Raw genomic sequence first — 16,116 nt, forward strand, 5'->3', positions numbered from 1 at the left:
GAGTCTAGTCCCTTGGCGTCAGGCGGCTGTGCCCGCCGAGGTGCCGCGCCGCCAGCATGGCCAGCGCGCACAGCGCGGCCAGCATCAGGAACACCTCGTCGAACGCCGCCAGACGGGCGGCGGCGTGGGCGTTATCTGTCAGCGTGGTGCCGTGCGCCGACAGGCGCCATTCGAGCGCGATGCCGCACAGGCTGACGCCGGCGGCACCGCCCAGCATGCGGATGAAGTTGATGGCGCTCGGGCCCTGCGTCAGCAGGTCCTTGTCGAGCCCCCGCATGGCGCCCAGGTTGAGCGACGGCAGGATGAAGCCCAGGCCGATGCGGCCAACGATGCTGAAGGTGATCAACATCCACAGCCCGCTGCGCAGATCGATCAGCACCATCAGCGCGAACGACAGCGCCAGCAGCGCCAGCCCCATGTTGACCAGCCAGCTGGCGGGCGTGGTGTCGGCCCAGCGCCCGACGATGGCGATGGCCGCGGCCAGCACCAGCCCGGACGGCAGCAGCACCGAGCCGACGCTGGACGCCGACAGGCCCAGCGCCATCTGCATGTAGACCGGCAGCAGGTAGGTCGAGCCAAACAGCGCCGTGCCGTAGATCAGCGCCACCAGCGAGCCCATGGCGAACGGCCGCCAAGCAAACAGGCGCAGGTCCATCAAGGGCGCCTGCCCCAGGCGCGCGCGCCGCCGCTGCCACCCGATGAACGCGGCGAAACACACCAGCGCCAGCGTCAGCAGGCCCCACGCGCGCATCGGCGGCCCCTCGCGCAGCGACACCAGGCCGTCCAGCAGGCTGAGCGTGCCCACCGTGCCCAGGGCCAGCCCGCCCCAGTCCAGCCGCTCGCTGGCGCTGGCCATCACGCCGCCGGGCCCGGTGATCGGCACGTACCGCCGCGCCAGCCACATCGACGCCAGGCAAAACGGCACCACCATGAAGAAGATCGAGCGCCAACCGAACCAGTCGACCAGCAGGCCACCGATCGACGGCCCCACGGCAGGCGCCAGGATCACGCCCACGGTGAATAGCGAAATCGCCCGGCCCTGCTCGTGCGGCTGGAAGGCCCGCATGATGATGATGGCCGGGATCGGCTGCAGCACGCCGGCCGCCAGCCCCTCGGCCACACGCGCCACCAGCACCAGCGGAAAGTTCTGCGCCAGGCCGCCCAGGATGCCGCCGGCCATCAGCAGCCACATGCAGCCCACGTACGTCCTGCGGTAGCCAAAGCGGCCCAGCAGCCAGGGCGTGGTGAGCATCGTCACCGTGCTGGCCACCATGAAGCCGCTGGACACCCATTGCGCCATCGATTGCGGCAGGTGGAACTGGTGCGCCAGCGCCGGAATGGCGACGTTGACCACCGTGGACGACATGATGGAAGCGATGGTGCCGACCATCACCGCCATCAGCATCAGCCAGCGCAGGCGCTCGCCGTGGCGCGCCCGCAGTGCCTCCAGCGTGCCGGGCGCGCCAGCGAGGGTGGAGGGGGGAGTTTCGGGAGAAGCGGGCGGGCCGGACATGAAGGACAAAAGCATAGCGCTTTGGCGTTTTGGCGCTTTCGTTGGGCCAAGCGCAGGTCTATCATGGCTCGCATGTCCACCGCACCCATGAACCTCTTGCGAGCCCCGATCGGGCGTCGCGTGGCGTCGGGCCTGCTGATGGCCCTGACACTGGCCGCGCCCGTCGCCCGGGCAGACGCCAACCTGGCCGCCAACATGGGTTGCCTCAACTGCCACGGCAGCGTGCCGCGCGGCGAGGCGCCTTCCTTCGAGCGCATGAAGCAGCGTGCGGCCAGGGGCAACAAGGAGCCCAAGGCCATCGCCGACCACTGGCTTGAAGAAATGCGCGCCACGGCCAGCGGCCCCCGCGCCATTGTCGGTCACCGCGAAGTGACCGACCGGACCGCGCAGGACATCGTCGGCTGGCTGCTGGCGCCGACCAGCCAGCCGGTCAAGTAAGGCCGCCCGGCTTCAGCGATCCACGGCGGCGGCGGCCACGCAGGCCGCGCAGATGCACGCGCGCCGCCGCGCCTCGGGCGGCACCCGCGCCAGCAGCTCGGGCGCAAAGTCGGCGTCCCGGCACCAGCAGGCGACCGGTGCCGCGCCCGCGACGACCTGCGCCATGGCGCAGCCGTTCGGGCCACCGCACAGCGGGCAGCGCGCCGTATCGACGGGATCAATATCCGCTTTCATGGGGATGGTATTCTGATCCATGACCTCGCCGCGCCCGGTGCGCGGCTTTTTGACGACTGAACGGAGAACCGCGATGAGCGATGGACTGAGTGCCGCCCAATTGAAGGAATTGAAGGATCTGCTGCTCGCCAAGCGCAAGGCCCTGACGGCCGAGATGGACCAGAACATCGAGAACCTGGCGCCGCCCGAAGTGAACGCCGGCAGCGTCTCGCAGGACGACAACGCGCGCCTGCGCAACCAGACCCGCGAAGTGGACGCTGCCCTGACCAACCTGGACGCCGCCGACATCGCCCGCATCGACCGCGCGCTGGAAGCCATGGACGACGGCAGCTACGGCTTTTGCGCCCGCTGCGGCTGCGCCATCCCCTTCGAGCGCCTGAAGATCGAACCGATGACGCAGCACTGCGTCAAGTGCAAGTCCGAGTTGGAAAAGGAACAGGCCGCCGCGCGCGGCTGACCGGCACCGGCTGACACCCGCAACGCCGCGCGCGTCGACACGCTTTTTCCATGAGCCGTTCCACCTGGCTGACAGGCGCCGTGGTGCTGCTGCTGGGCGCGGCGGCCGCCGCCTGGTGGACAACCTGGCTGGACCCGTACGTGCCGCCGCTGGCCGACTGGCGCCAGCAACTGCGCCAGACCGCTGCCGGGCAGGCGCTGTCGCCGCCACCACCGCCCCGCTGGGTGACGGTGCCACCGGGCGACAAGGCCACGTGCCTGAAGCGCGCGGGCGGCGAGTTGAACGCCGACTTCGTGCAATGCCGCGCGGGCCGGCGCGAGCTGGTGCGCACGAACTACGACGGCACGCGCACCGTGCTGGAAGTCAAGCCGCTGGAGTGAGGCGATCACCGCGCCGCGCTGACGGGCCCACACGGTCGTTCGCGCAAAAAGAAGAACCGCGCCGAAGCGCGGTTTCAAGTCAAATAGGCCTCCAGCCCTACAACCATCTGCGCAAGCAGCTACGATTTTGATACCGTAGCTGCCGTGCGCTGACCGGCCTCAGGCGCCGGCCTTGACCTTCTGACGCCAGGCGTGCAGCAGCGGCTCGGTGTAGCCGTTGGGCTGCTCAATGCCCTTGAAGACCAGGTCGCACGCGGCCTGGAAGGCGGCCGATTTGGCGAAGCTGCCCTTCATCTTGCGGTAGGCCTTGTCGCCACCGTTCTGCTGGTCGACCAGCGCGGCCATGCGCTCCATCGTGGCCTGCACCTGGCCCTTGCTGACGACGCCGTGCAGCAGCCAGTTGGCCATGTGCTGGCTGCTGATGCGCAGCGTGGCGCGGTCTTCCATCAGGCCGATGTTGTGGATGTCGGGCACCTTGGAGCAGCCCACGCCCTGGTCGACCCAGCGCACCACATAGCCCAGGATGCCCTGCGCGTTGTTGTCCAGCTCCTGCTGCTTTTCCTGCGCCGTCCACTTGGGCGAGGGCACGACGGGGATGGTGAGCAGGCCGGTCAGCAGCTCGTCGCGCAGCGCTTGAATGTCGGCGTGGGCCAACTCCTGCTCCAGGCCTTTTTGCACGTCGCTCACCAGCACCTGGTGATAGTGCATGGCGTGCAGCGTGGCGCCGGTCGGGTTAGGCACCCAGGCGGTGTTGGCGCCGGCCTTGGGGTGGCCGATCTTGACTTTCATCATCTCGCCCATCAAATCGGGCGCGGCCCACATGCCCTTGCCGATCTGCGCCTTGCCGCGCAGGCCGCAGGCCAGGCCGACCAGCACGTTGTTGCGCTCGTACGCCTGGATCCAGGCGCTGGTCTTCATGTCGCCCTTGCGGTAGACGGGACCGGCCATCATGCAGCTGTGCATCTCGTCGCCCGTGCGGTCGAGGAAGCCGGTGTTGATGAAGGCCACGCGCGCCTTGGCCGCGTCGATGCAGGCCTTGAGGTTGACGCTGGTGCGGCGCTCTTCGTCCATGATGCCCAGCTTGACGGTGTTGTAGGGCAGGTGCAGCAGCTTCTCGACGCGGCCGAACAGCTCGCTGGCAAAGCCGACTTCGGCCGGGCCGTGCATCTTGGGCTTGACGATGTAGACGCTGCCTTTGCGTGAGTTGCGCAGGCCGTCCTGGCCCTTGCCCTGCAGGTCGACCAGCGCGATGGCGGTGGTGACCACGGCGTCCATGATGCCTTCGGGGATTTCCTTGCTGCTGCCGTCGGCGGCCTTGTACAGGATGGCCGGGTTGGTCATCAGGTGGCCCACGTTGCGCAGGAACATGAGCGAGCGGCCGTGCAGCGTCACCTCGCCCTTGCCGTTCGGCGCGGTGTAGACGCGGTCGGGGTTCAGGCCACGCGTCAGCGTCTTGCCATCTTTCTGGAAGCTCTCGGTCAGCGTGCCGCGCAGGATGCCCAGCCAGTTGCGGTAGCCCAGCACCTTGTCGGCGGCGTCGACCGCGGCCACAGAGTCTTCCAGGTCCAGGATGGTCGACACGGCGGCTTCGACCACCAGGTCGGCCACGCCAGCCGGGTCGTTCTTGCCGATCGGCGACTTGGGGTTGATCTGGATGTCGAGATGCAGTCCGTTGTGCGCCAGCAGCACCGACGTGGGCGCCTGCGGCTTGCCCTGGTAGCCGACCAGTTGACTCGGGTCGGCCAGCTTGCTGCTCTTGCCACCCTTGAGCTTGACCACCAGCTCGCCATCCTTGATGACGTAGCCGGTCGAATCGATGTGCGAGCCCTTCTTGAGCGGCGCGGTGCGGTCGAGTACGTAGCGCGCCCATTCGATCACCTTGGCGCCGCGCTTGGCGTTGTACTTGCCGCCTTTTTCCAGGCCCTTGGTTTCGGGGATGACGTCGGTGCCGTACAGCGCGTCGTACAGGCTGCCCCAGCGCGCGTTGGCGGCGTTCAGCGCGTAGCGCGCGTTCAGGATCGGCACCACCAACTGGGGGCCGGCCTGCACGGCCAGTTCGTCGTCGACGTGTTCGGTCGTCACCTGCACCTTTTCGGGCACGGGCACCAGGTAGCCAATGCCTTCCAGGAACTGGCGGTAGGCGCGCATGTCGGTGATCGGGCCGGGGTTGGCGCGGTGCCAGGTGTCCAACTCCGCCTGCAGGCGATCGCGCTCGGCCAGCAGCGCCAGGTTCTTGGGCGCCAGCTCGGTCACGATGTCCGAGAAGCCGCGCCAGAAGGCGTCAGGCGCCACGCCAACTTCGGGCAGCACTTCCTGGTTGACGAATTCGTACAGCTCGTTGGCGACTTGCAAGTCGTGGGCTTGGGTGCGTTCGGTCATGGCAAACCTCGTGAAAGCGAATCTGAAAAAGCCGTCGCGCCCGCCAGGGCGAGCGCTTCATTCGACTGTATTCGATTTGTTTTGGTTAAAAAACAAAGCAAAGATCGCAAAACCTGTGACCAAAACGCAAAGATAGGCCAAAAATGCTGGGGTAGGCGACGCAAGGCCACGGGCGGGAAAGCCACGTCAGACACCTGCGCCTGACCGCAACGGCGCAAAAATACTATGCTTTTGGTAGCTGCCTGCGCAATCAGTTCTAGCGCCGGAGTTCGATTTCTTATAAAACTGAGGTGATCTGCAGGGACAACGTTGCGCCCCCAGTGTCAATCCAGGCCTTCTCTCACCGGCCGGATCGCCATCCACAGTGCTGCGATCCACACCGGCGCAGCCTGGACCAGCGCCAGCCCGACGCTGGCGTCCGAACTTCGCCAGGCCCAGCCCAGCGCGATCAGCAGCAGCACGCCGTGCACCACCATCGCCCAGCGGCTGCAGCGCATCAGCAACCAGCCGATCGCGGCCGAGCCCAGGCCGCAGAACAGGTAGTAAACGCCGCCCCCGTGGGTGAGCGAAATCAGCCCGCCCACCAGCAACAGCGCACCCCAGGCGATCATCACCATGCCCAGCAGGCGGGGTGGCCCCGAGGCACGCGAGGCGGAACCTTCCTGCTGAGCGATCAGCTCCAGTTGCTTCTGCAGCGCCTCGTTCAACTGCGCAGGGCCGGGCGCACCAGCCGCCGGTGGGGCCATGTGGGCAGTCAAAGGCGCTGAGCCCGACGGGTGCGCGCGCTCGGTCAGGGTCGGCAGATCGGCCGGCGGCCCTGCCGGAGTGCGCAACACGGCGGACCCCGCGGCGACGGACCGCTCAGCGGGAACGAACCCGTCGTTCATGGCGCGCCGCTCGTTCCGCCCTGGGCCACCATGGCCCATTGGCGCTGGCGCAGGACTGGCCGCGCGCATGCGCCCTTCCAACTCGGCGCGCGCACGGCGGCTGCCCCGCTCGGCCAGTAGCTGGAGCTGGGCGAGACTCAGCGTGCGCACGTCAATGCGCGAGGCAGAAGGAGGGTTGGGGGCTGGCGGCATGTCCGTTCGTCACCTTGCCGGGGCAGGTGCAACCTGATGATCGCACAGCCCCTGCCCCACTGACGACCCCCACACCAAGGGGAGGACTCAAGAACGTGGCGACTGCGCATAATGCCCGCTCCATGGACAAGCTCAAGGCTTTCGAGACCTTCGCCTCGGTGGCCACGCGCGGCTCGCTGAGCGCCGCGGCGCGCGCCGAAGGGGTGGCGCCGGCGGTGATCGGGCGGCGGTTGGACGCGCTGGAAGAACACCTGGGCGTGAAGCTGCTGGTGCGCACCACACGGCGCATCGCCCTCACGCACGAGGGCACGGCCTTTCTGGACGACTGCCAGCGCATCCTGGCCGAGGTGGCCGGCGCCGAAGCCAGCGTGTCGGCCGGCGGCGTGCAGGCCAGCGGCCACCTGCGCCTCACGGCGCCAGCGGGCTTTGGGCGACGGCACGTCGCGCCGCTGCTGCCGGCCTTTCACGCGGCGCACCCGCGGCTGCGCATCTCGCTGAACCTGTCGGACCGGGTGATCGACCTGGCGGCCGAAGCCTACGACTGCGCCGTGCGCGTTGGCGACTTGCCCGACTCGTCCCTGGTCAGCATCCGCCTGGCGGACAACCGGCGGCTGGCGGTGGCCGCGCCCGCCTACCTGGCGCGCCGCGGCACACCGGAGCACCCGCGCGATCTGACCGGGCACGACTGCCTGGCGCTGTCCAGCGACGCCTCGCAGACGCGCGGCTGGGCGTTTCGCGTGCCGCACACCGACCTGGCCAAGCGCGCCGAGGGCAGCCCGACCGAACCGTTGGCCGACAGCGACGCCAGCAGCGAAGTCATCTACCTGCGCCCCAGCGGCCCGCTGGATTGCTCGGACGGTCAGGTGCTGCACGACTGGTGCCTGGCCGGCCACGGCATCGCCTGGCGTTCGACCTGGGAGGTGGAGCACGAAATCGCCACCGGCCAACTGGTGCCGGTGCTGGAGGCCTTTGCCGCGCCGCCCAACGGCATCTATGCCATCCTGCCGCACCCCACCAAGCACCTGCCGCTGCGCGTGCGCTTGTGGGTAGACCACTTGCGCGAGCGCTATGCCGATCCCGGCTACTGGCATGGCAGCGCCAATGGCACCCGGCGCTAGGTAAGCCCCTGTAACAATCCTCGCGTACGATGCACGTCATGCAGGAAGCGTGGCTCGCCTTCTTTCACATCAGCGCGGTACTGGGATGGATTGTTTTCGCCTCCAGTGAGGCCGCCCTGTGCCGGCGCGAATGGCTCAACGGGGCGATCGTGCAGCGCCTGGTACGGCTTGACCGGATCTTGTGGATCGCCACCGCTGCGGTGCTGGTCACCGGTCTGTTGCGCGTCTACCTGGGCGCCAAGGGCGCCGCCTGGTATTGGGGCAACTGGCTGCTGCACCTCAAGCTGACACTGTTCGTGGTGACCGCCGTGCTCATGCTCGGCCCCACGCGACGCTTCCTGCGCTGGCAAGCGCGATGGCTGAGCGATGGCGCACTGCCGCCCGAGCAGGACATCGCCGGCGCTCGCAGGCTCGTCATGCTGGAAACCCACCTCGTCGCGGTGATCCCCCTGGCGGCGGTGTTTCTCGCTCGCGGCTTCGGCCACTGAAGGACTCCCGTGATCCGTTCCGACGCTGCAACGCGGCGCTTGGTGGCATGGTTGCTGGCCTTTGTTGGCGCATGGACGGCGCTATCGGTTTGGCTGTACCCCACGCCGCCCATTGACAACGTTGAGCAACTGGTCTGGCGCGAAGCCCTTGCGTGGGGTTACTACAAGCACCCGCCTCTGCCCACCTGGCTGCTGGCCGCTGCCAGCCCTGCCTGGCCCGCAACACCGCTGCTGACGTACGCCCTGAGCGCTGGCTCTATGGTGCTCACGCTGTTGCTGTTCCACGCCACAGTGAGGCGTCTGCTGGGGCGTGGCGACGCCTTGCTGGCAGTGCTGGGGGCGCTGTGCCTGACGTACGCGACCGACCGCTTGCCGATCTACAACCACAACGTGGTGATGCTGCCCCTCATCGCCGGAACACTGTCCCTGTTGTGGCGCGTCACCGAACGCCCGAGAGTGCGCACCTGGGCCGCCATCGGCGTGCTGTTGGGCCTGGGCATGCTGGCCAAGTACCAGATGGCGCTGGTCGCCCTCTGCATGCTCGCGTGGTGGGTGCGCATTGGCGGCTGGCGCTCACCGGCGCATCGAAGAGGGTTGGCACTGGCGGTCTTCTTGGCCACCCTGGTCTTCGCACCGCACCTGCTGTGGCTGGCGCATGCAGACTGGGCGCCGCTCAGCTACGCCAGCGACAGCTCGCTCGGCGCGCATCTGCCCCTGGCTGACCGGCCTGCTCACGTGCTGCTCTGGGTGGCCGACTGGATGGGCAACCGCCTGGCGCCTGCGTGGGTACTGGTGTTCTCGGTCGCCGGTATGCTGGGTTGCTCGCGGGCCCGCGCGGTGCACCCGCCTGGCTCGGCGCCGGGGCGCTTGAAACGCGATTTCCTGCTGCTGGCTGGCTTTGGGCCCATGGCGATCATGGCGTCGCTCTGCCTGGCGGGCGGCATCTTCCTTCAGATGAAATGGAGCACCGCCTTCGCGCTGTGGACATTGCCCGCCGTGCTGGTCCTTTTGCCACGGCGGTGGCGCCTGGGGGACGCGGCGCCGCCACCTGCGACCTGGTGGCTTTGGGTCGCCCTGCAGGCGGCACTGTTCTTTTACACGCTGAGGATGTCGGAGGTCAGTGCGCGCGGCCCCATGGACACTGGCGGCTGGAAGCAGCGCGACTTCGCGGTGCTGGCCCGCACGATCACGGGCGAGACGGACAGAGTCGACCTCATCAACGGACCTTATGGCATGGCCGGCATGCTCGCGCGCCACCTGCCGGGCCGGCCACGTGTGCTGATCGACGGCCAACTGGCGCGCAGTCCCTGGCTCAGCGCGATCGATCTGGAGAAGGGGCGCATCATCAGCGTCTGGCCGACCTGCCATCCCCCGGCCGAAGCGAGCGCCTTGGCACCGGGCTGGGCTTGGTGGCCCCATCCGGCGCCGCCCCCATTGGACCCGCGCTACCGCGCGGCTGAAGACCGGTTGCGCCGCGCCGCGCAGCACAGCGGCGGGACTGCGGTGGTGGCATGTCCATGACCGCCTGCACGCTCAAACCACTGGTGCTGTGCGCTGACGACTACGCGCAAAGCGCCGGCATCAGCGCGGCCATTCGCCGCCTGGCTGGCATGGGGCGGTTGACGGCGACCAGCGCCATGGTGCTGTCTCCGCGCTGGCCGCAGGACGCGGCCGCGCTGGCCCCGCTGCGTGGCCACATCGACGTCGGCCTGCACCTCGACTGGACCAGCCCGTTTGCGCAGGCCCGCGGCCACGGCATGGGTTTGCAGCAGGCCATGCGGCGCGCATTGATCGGCGGCTTTGACCGCACCGCCGCGCGCGCCGAAATCGAGCGCCAGCTCGACGCCTTCGAAGCCGCCTGGGGCGCGCCACCCGACCACGTGGACGGTCACCAGCATGTGCAGCAATTCGCCGGCATCCGCCAAGCGCTGGTCGACAGCCTGCGTCAACGCTACGGCGGCCAGGCACGGCCGCCATGGCTGCGCCTGTCGTGCGCGCCCGCGGGCCAGCGCGACCTGAAAGCGCGCATCATCGGCGCGCTCGGCGGCAACTCTCTCAAAAAGCTAGCTGCTCGCGTAGATCTGCCTACCGCTACAGCCCTGTCCGGCATCTACAACTTCGAAGGCAGTACCGATGCATACGCCGCGCACATGGCGCGCTGGCTGGCCGGCAGCGCCGCCGGCACCGTGCTGATGTGCCACCCGGGCGATGCGCAGGCGTCGGGCACTGCCGAACCCGATGACCCGATCGCCCTCGCCCGCAAGCGCGAAGCGCAATTTCTGGCCAGCGAGCGCTTTGCCGCGCAGCTCGCCCAGCACCGCATCCAATTGGTCAGGGGCAGCACGCTCTTCTCGGGCACGACCTGAAGCGCCGCATGAACGGCCGTGCGGCCTGGATCGCCGCGCCCTGGTTCCTGCCGGCGGCTCGCGACCACGCCGGCCTGTGGAGCTACCTGTTTGGCCGCTGACCGGGCCGCGCTGCGCACCGGAAACGCTCGCTGGCACCTATAGCCGCAGGGACTGGCGCCCCGAGTACGACCGGCGCTGGACGATCCGGCGGTCAGCGCCGGAAAGCCCAGAAGCGGCTGAGCAGGAACGTCTGCCCGGCTGCCACCAGCAGCCCCGCGACGAGCGCCGGCCATGACGAACAGCCGAGGCCGCGCAGCAGCAGCACAAACACCAGCTCGTTGGTCGCAAACCCCAGCAACGCGGTCGCGGCAAAGCGCCCCAGGCTTTGCCGCACGCCAGTGCCGGCATCGCGAAAGCTGAGCCAGCGGTGCCCGACGAAGCTGACCACGAACGCGACGCCAAAGCCCGCGGCGTTGGCCAGTTCAGGCCAGGCACCCGGCTGTACCAACCCGAACACCAACGCATGCGTCAGCGCTGCCGTTGCGCCCACCACACCAAACCAGAAGCCCGTGCGCAGCGCGCTCACCGCCGGGCGCCTTCGCTCGCGGCGTCTGGGACGTCGGGCAGGCCATGCCCGGTCTGCCGCGCCACCAGGTACAGCGGGCGCCGTTTGACCTCGTCGTAGATACGCGCGACGTACTCGGACAGCAGGCCAATGGACATCAGTTGCACGCCGGCCAGGAACATCATGCCAGCCACGATGGTGGCGTAGCCAGGCACGTCGATGCCCAGAAAGTGGTATTCAAAAACGACCCAGCTACCGTAAAACAAGGCCGCCAGCGACAACAGGATGCCCCCCACGCCCATCAGACGCAGCGGCGTGGCCGAAAACGCCAGCAGGCCGGTCGCACCCAGGCCAAACGCGCCCCGCAGGCCAAAGCGCGTTTCACCGGCCAGGCGCGGCAGCGGCTCGTAGTCCAACGCCAGGCTGCGAAAGCCGACCCAGGCGTATAGGCCCTTCATGAAACGGTGGCGCTCGGGCATCAGGCGCAGCGCCTGCACCACCCGCGCATCCAGCAGCCGGAAGTCGCCCGCGTTGGGCGGCACCTTCACGCGCGCCTGCCAGTTCACCAGGCCATAGAACAGGCGCGTCAGCCGGCGTTGCAGGACAGACTGGTCGGTGCGGGTGCGGCGCACGGTGTAGACCACGTCAAAGCCCCGCGTCCACGCCGCCAGCATGTCGGCCAGCAGGGCCGTAGGGTGCTGGCCATCCGCATCCATGATGAAGACCGCGTCGCCGCGCGCATGGTCCAGGCCGGCCGACAGCGCCGCCTCCTTGCCGAAGTTGCGTGACAGGTCGATCAACACCAGTTGCGGGTGCTGCAGGCACAGCTGGGCCGCAACCGCCCACGTGTCGTCGCGGCTGCCGTCGTTGACCAGGATCAGCTCCACGTGCGGCGACAGCCGCGCCAGAGCGGCCAGCACCTCGGGTACGACACGCGGCAGATTGGTCGCCTCGTTGTAGGCCGGCAGGATGCAGGACAGACGGGGAGCAGCGGTGGCGCGGTCGATCATGGCGCGCATCATGCCGCCGAACCGTGGCGCGCGTACGGCACGACCCCGCCAGAATGCGGGCTGAGCGCATGGATAATTCACGCCATGCCCTCCGTTAAGCAAGATTTGCTGGCCGCGTTGACCGGCGAGCTGGAAAAACTATCGCCCGGCGCTGGCGACAAAGCCGCGTTCGAATCGCCCAAGCAGGCCGCGCATGGCGACCTGGCCTGCACGGCCGCCATGCAGCTGGCCAAGCCGCTGAAGGCCAACCCGCGCGCGCTGGGTGAACAGCTCAAGACCGCGCTGGAAGCCGCGCCCGCGTTCCAGCACTGGGTCGACGCGATCGAGCTGGCCGGCCCCGGGTTTCTGAACATCCGCCTCAAGCCCGCCGCCAAGCAGCAGGTAGTGCGCGAAGTGCTACAACAAAAGGAGCTGTTCGCGCAGATTCCTGTAGGGCCAGACCGCGTTTTGGTTGAATTTGTCAGCGCCAACCCGACCGGGCCGCTGCACGTCGGCCACGGCCGCCAGGCGGCGCTGGGCGACGCGATCTGCAACCTGCTGGCCACGCAAGGCTGGCAGGTGCACCGCGAGTTCTATTACAACGACGCCGGCGTGCAGATCGAGACGCTGACCCAAAGCACGCAGCTGCGCGCCAAGGGCCTGAAACCGGGTGACGCCGGCTGGCCCGAAGCGGCCTACAACGGCGACTACATCCAGGACATCGCCAACGACTTTCTGGCCAAGAAAACGGTGAAGGCCGACGACCGCGAGTTCACGGCCAACGGCGACGTCGAGGACACCGACAACATCCGCCAGTTCGCCGTCGCCTACCTGCGCAACGAGCAGGACAAGGACCTGCAGGCCTTCCGCCTGAAGTTCGACGAGTACTACCTGGAATCCAGCCTGTACACCAGCGGCCGCGTCGAGAACACCGTGCAGCGCCTGATCGCCAACGGCCACACCTACGAGCAGGACGGCGCGCTGTGGCTGAAGTCGACCGACTACGGCGACGACAAGGACCGCGTGATGCGCAAGCAGGGCGGCGGCTACACCTACTTCGTGCCGGATGTGGCCTACCACATCAGCAAGTGGGAACGCGGTTACCCGAAGGTCATCAACATCCAGGGCACCGACCACCACGGCACCATCGCCCGCGTGCGCGCCGGCCTGCAGGCGGCCGATGTCGGCATCCCGCAGGGCTACCCCGACTACGTGCTGCACACCATGGTGCGCGTGGTGCGTGGCGGTGAAGAGGTCAAGATCAGCAAGCGCGCTGGCAGCTACGTGACCCTGCGCGACCTGATCGAATGGACCAGCGCCGACGCCGTGCGCTTCTTCCTGCTGAGCCGCAAGCCCGACACCGAATACACCTTCGACGTGGACCTGGCGGTTCAGAAAAACAACGACAACCCTGTGTACTACGTGCAGTACGCGCACGCGCGCATCTGCTCGGTGCTGGAAGCTTGGGGCGGGGAGGTGGCCTCGCTGGTGGACGTTGACCTCAGCCCACTGGACAGCCCGGCCGCGCAGGCGCTGATGCTCCAGCTGGCCAAGTACCCCGACATGCTGGCCGCCGCGGCGCAGGATTTTGCGCCACACGATGTCACCTTCTACCTGCGCGATCTGGCCGCGAGCTACCACAGCTACTACGACGCCGAGCGCATCCTGGTGGACGACGAGCCGGTCAAACTGGCCCGCCTGGCGCTGGTCGCCGCCACCGCGCAGGTATTGCACAATGGCCTGTTGGTGCTCGGCGTGTCCGCGCCGACCAAGATGTAAGCGTTATGTCCACCATGATGAATTCGAAGCAACGCGGCGGCACCTTTCTGGGCGTGATCCTGGGCATGATGGTCGGCTTGGCGGCCGCGCTGGCCGTGGCCATCTACGTGGCCAAGGTGCCTATCCCGTTCGTCAACAAGAACACCTCACGCACCAGTGGCCAGGACGCCGCCGAAGCCGAGAAGAACCGCGACTGGGACCCCAACAGCCCGCTGCGCAACCGCAACGGCGCGCGCCCGGCCAGCCCCAGCGCTGCCGGCACGGTAGCCCCGGCGCCCGAACCCGCCCCGGTCCCCACGCCGGCTGAGGTGGCGCGTCCGTCGACCCGCCCGATCCCGCCGCCTGCCGAAGTAACGCCGCCCAGCCGCACCGCCGCCGCTTCGGCCGCGCGCGCCGCCAGCAAGCCCGACACTGCGACTGCAGCCACCAAGCCCCCCGCGGAAACCACGGCACGCACGCCGCCGCCCAAGCCGTCTTCCTCGTCCGATCCGCTGGGCGACTTGGCGGCTGCACGCGCCGGCTCGTCGACCACGGCTGCGCCCAGTGCCGCGGCCGATCCGTTCACCTATTTCGTGCAAGCCGGGGCGTTCCGCACTTCGGACGACGCCGACGCCCAGCGCGCGCGGCTGTCGCTGATGGGCGTGGAAGCGCGTGTGACCGAGCGCGAACAGGCCGGCCGCACCGTGTATCGCGTGCGCGTCGGCCCCTTCCAGAACAAGGACGCCGCCGACCGCGTGAAAGGCCGGCTGGACGGCAACGGCTTTGATTCCGCCCTGGTGCGGGTGCAGCGTTAATCCGTCACATGGGTTGATGGAAACCTGAGCGCAGCGGAACTTCGCGGGCGTGGGTTCACTCCATAGCTCGCTACCCCTGAATTGGAGAACAAGATGAAACGTCGCGAATTCGCCCTTGGCGCCACCGTCGCTGCCCTGCCGGGCCTGCTGGCACTGCCCGCCCACGCCCAGTCCAAGTCGGACAAGGGTTACCTGGACGTCAAGCCGCGCGCGCCCGTGGCAGCGCCGGCCGGTCAGATCGAAGTGGTGGAGTTCTTCTCGTACGGCTGCGTGCACTGCATGAACTTCGACCCGATGTTCCAGGCCTGGAAGAAGGGCGCGGCCAAGGACGTCGTGGTGCGCCTGGAGCACGTGGGCTTCAGCCCCAGCTTTGAGCCGCTGCAGCGCATCTTTTATGGCCTGGAAGCGGTTGGCAAGGTCGACGCCCTGCACGCCAAGGTGTTCGAGGCGCTGCAAAAGCAGCGCGTGCGCCTGGACAAGCCCGACGTGCTGTTCCCGTGGGTAGCCGAGCAGGGCGTGGACCGCGCCAAGTTCGAAGCCGCCTACAAGTCGTTTGGCGTGGCCACCAAGATTCGCCAGGCGGGCCAGCTGCAGGAGGCCTACAAGGTCGAAGGCACGCCCGCACTCGGCATTGCCGGCCGCTACTACACCGATGGTTCGCTGGGTGGTGGCTTCGAGCGCATGATGCAGGTGACCAACAACCTGATCGCGCAGGAACGCAAGGGCGCCTGATCGCCTGACGCACATCCCGAGAGCCCGCGCCAGCGGGCTTTTTTCATGGGGCGTCGCCCGGCGTGCACGCCCTCAGCGCGTACAATGAATCGACTGAGCAAAGCAAAAACCGTGCCCCAAATTTCCCATCTCCTGCGCCGAATGGTCGGTGGCGTCGCAGCAGGTCTGCTGGCGCTGGCGCTCACCCCCCTCGCCCATGCGGAACGCGCCGACCGCGACAAACCCATGAACATCGAGGCGGACACCGGCCGCTACGAAGACCAGTCCCAGGTCACCACGTTCACGGGACGCGTGGTGGTGACCAAGGGCACCATCGTCATGCGTGGTGCCCGCCTTGAAGTGCGGCAGGACGCCGCCGGCAACCAGTCCGGCACGATGTTTGCCGAACCCGGCAAGCGCGCGTTCTTTCGCCAGAAGCGCGAAGGCGTGGACGAATACATCGAAGGCGAAGGCGAAACCATCGAATACGACGGCAAGAGCGACATCGTGCGCTTCGTGCGCCGCGCCGAAATGCGGCGCCTGGCCGGCGCCACGGTGCAGGACGAGGTCATGGGCAGCCTGATCGTCTACAACAACGTGACCGAGGTCTACACCGTCGATGCCGGTGCGCGCGCTTCTGGCGCCCCCTCGGCCGCGCCGGGCGGCCGCGTGCGGGCGATCCTGGCGCCGCGCAACAGTGGGGCCGGGGCCGCCCCCGCTGCCACGGCGCCGGCCGCTGGCGCCAGTGCGCCGCTGCGTTCTTCCACCACCTTGCCGCCCGCTTCGGGAACGCCGCGGTGAACGAAGCCAGCGCGGAAGAACTCGCCTCCCGTTTCGGTGCCAC

General features: G+C 68.2%; 17 protein-coding genes. 11 read left to right on the top strand and 6 right to left on the bottom strand.

What is annotated here, in order from left to right; translation table 11 throughout:
* Positions 1-4 precede the first annotated feature (4 nt).
* Positions 5-1,513 (bottom strand): MFS transporter, encoded by a 1,509-nt coding sequence (locus FVQ98_RS06775; RefSeq protein ID WP_147912669.1) that lies wholly within the window; start codon positions 1,511-1,513, stop codon positions 5-7.
* A 72-nt stretch (positions 1,514-1,585) separates the two neighbouring features.
* Here FVQ98_RS06775 and FVQ98_RS06780 point away from each other — a divergent pair, with 72 nt between their 5' ends.
* Positions 1,586-1,951, top strand: a complete 366-nt coding sequence (locus tag FVQ98_RS06780; RefSeq protein WP_147912670.1) for a hypothetical protein — start codon at positions 1,586-1,588, stop codon at positions 1,949-1,951.
* 12 nt (positions 1,952-1,963) lie between these two features.
* Here FVQ98_RS06780 and FVQ98_RS06785 read toward each other — a convergent pair whose 3' ends face one another.
* Positions 1,964-2,206: a cysteine-rich CWC family protein gene (locus FVQ98_RS06785; protein ID WP_255507663.1), complete on the bottom strand. Its 243-nt coding sequence runs from the start codon at positions 2,204-2,206 to the stop codon at positions 1,964-1,966.
* A gap of 52 nt (positions 2,207-2,258) precedes the next feature.
* On the opposite strand from FVQ98_RS06785, the gene FVQ98_RS06790 reads away from it, so the two are divergent.
* Both FVQ98_RS06790 and FVQ98_RS06795 read left to right on the top strand, forming a co-directional pair.
* Positions 2,259-2,642 carry a TraR/DksA family transcriptional regulator gene (locus FVQ98_RS06790; RefSeq protein WP_187265659.1) on the top strand — a complete coding sequence of 128 codons (384 nt, stop codon included), beginning with the start codon at positions 2,259-2,261 and terminating at the stop codon, positions 2,640-2,642.
* 50 nt (positions 2,643-2,692) lie between these two features.
* Positions 2,693-3,022 carry a hypothetical protein gene (locus tag FVQ98_RS06795; RefSeq protein ID WP_147912672.1) on the top strand — a complete coding sequence of 110 codons (330 nt, stop codon included), beginning with the start codon at positions 2,693-2,695 and terminating at the stop codon, positions 3,020-3,022.
* 159 nt (positions 3,023-3,181) lie between these two features.
* Here the strand turns inward: FVQ98_RS06795 and FVQ98_RS06800 are convergent, their stop codons facing one another.
* Both FVQ98_RS06800 and FVQ98_RS06805 read right to left on the bottom strand, forming a co-directional pair.
* Entirely contained in the window at positions 3,182-5,401 is a 2,220-nt protein-coding gene (locus tag FVQ98_RS06800) for a malate synthase G (protein ID WP_147912673.1), read from the bottom strand.
* A 323-nt stretch (positions 5,402-5,724) separates the two neighbouring features.
* Positions 5,725-6,480, bottom strand: coding sequence for a hypothetical protein (locus tag FVQ98_RS06805; RefSeq protein ID WP_147912674.1), 756 nt, complete (start codon positions 6,478-6,480; stop codon positions 5,725-5,727).
* Positions 6,481-6,602: 122 nt separating this feature from the next.
* Between FVQ98_RS06805 and FVQ98_RS06810 the strand changes: the two genes are divergently transcribed.
* The 4 genes from FVQ98_RS06810 to FVQ98_RS06825 are packed head-to-tail and all read left to right on the top strand — an operon-like array spanning position 6,603 to position 10,452.
* The gene (locus FVQ98_RS06810) at positions 6,603-7,598 is read left to right on the top strand and encodes a LysR family transcriptional regulator (protein WP_147912675.1); all 996 of its coding nucleotides are present in this window, start codon (positions 6,603-6,605) and stop codon (positions 7,596-7,598) included.
* 29 nt (positions 7,599-7,627) lie between these two features.
* Positions 7,628-8,086 (top strand): DUF2214 family protein, encoded by a 459-nt coding sequence (locus tag FVQ98_RS06815; RefSeq protein WP_147912676.1) that lies wholly within the window; start codon positions 7,628-7,630, stop codon positions 8,084-8,086.
* A gap of 9 nt (positions 8,087-8,095) precedes the next feature.
* Positions 8,096-9,607, top strand: a complete 1,512-nt coding sequence (locus tag FVQ98_RS06820; RefSeq protein WP_147912677.1) for a glycosyltransferase family 39 protein — start codon at positions 8,096-8,098, stop codon at positions 9,605-9,607.
* A complete protein-coding gene (locus tag FVQ98_RS06825) occupies positions 9,598-10,452 on the top strand; it encodes a ChbG/HpnK family deacetylase (RefSeq protein ID WP_255507664.1) in 855 nt (284 codons plus the stop codon). Before FVQ98_RS06820 ends, FVQ98_RS06825 begins: the two co-directional genes overlap by 10 nt.
* 193 nt (positions 10,453-10,645) lie before the next feature.
* On the opposite strand, the gene FVQ98_RS06830 is transcribed toward FVQ98_RS06825, so the two are convergent.
* Entirely contained in the window at positions 10,646-11,020 is a 375-nt protein-coding gene (locus FVQ98_RS06830) for a GtrA family protein (RefSeq protein WP_255507665.1), read from the bottom strand.
* Positions 11,017-12,009: a glycosyltransferase family 2 protein gene (locus FVQ98_RS06835; protein ID WP_147912678.1), complete on the bottom strand. Its 993-nt coding sequence runs from the start codon at positions 12,007-12,009 to the stop codon at positions 11,017-11,019. Before FVQ98_RS06835 ends, FVQ98_RS06830 begins: the two co-directional genes overlap by 4 nt.
* Positions 12,010-12,093: 84 nt before the next feature.
* Here FVQ98_RS06835 and argS point away from each other — a divergent pair, with 84 nt between their 5' ends.
* The 4 genes from argS (at position 12,094) to lptA (ending at position 16,073) form a co-directional block, all read left to right on the top strand.
* Entirely contained in the window at positions 12,094-13,767 is a 1,674-nt protein-coding gene (argS, locus tag FVQ98_RS06840; RefSeq protein ID WP_147912679.1) for an arginine--tRNA ligase, read from the top strand.
* Positions 13,768-13,772: 5 nt separating this feature from the next.
* Positions 13,773-14,561, top strand: coding sequence for an SPOR domain-containing protein (locus FVQ98_RS06845; protein ID WP_255507666.1), 789 nt, complete (start codon positions 13,773-13,775; stop codon positions 14,559-14,561).
* 93 nt (positions 14,562-14,654) lie between these two features.
* On the top strand, positions 14,655-15,293 hold the full coding sequence (locus FVQ98_RS06850) for a thiol:disulfide interchange protein DsbA/DsbL (RefSeq protein WP_147912681.1): 639 nt from the start codon (positions 14,655-14,657) through the stop codon (positions 15,291-15,293).
* 141 nt (positions 15,294-15,434) lie between these two features.
* Entirely contained in the window at positions 15,435-16,073 is a 639-nt protein-coding gene (gene lptA / locus FVQ98_RS06855; protein WP_147912764.1) for a lipopolysaccharide transport periplasmic protein LptA, read from the top strand.
* Positions 16,074-16,116 lie beyond the last annotated feature (43 nt).

This window comes from Ottowia flava (genome assembly GCF_008017535.1).
Lineage (GTDB): Bacteria > Pseudomonadota > Gammaproteobacteria > Burkholderiales > Burkholderiaceae_C > Ottowia > Ottowia flava.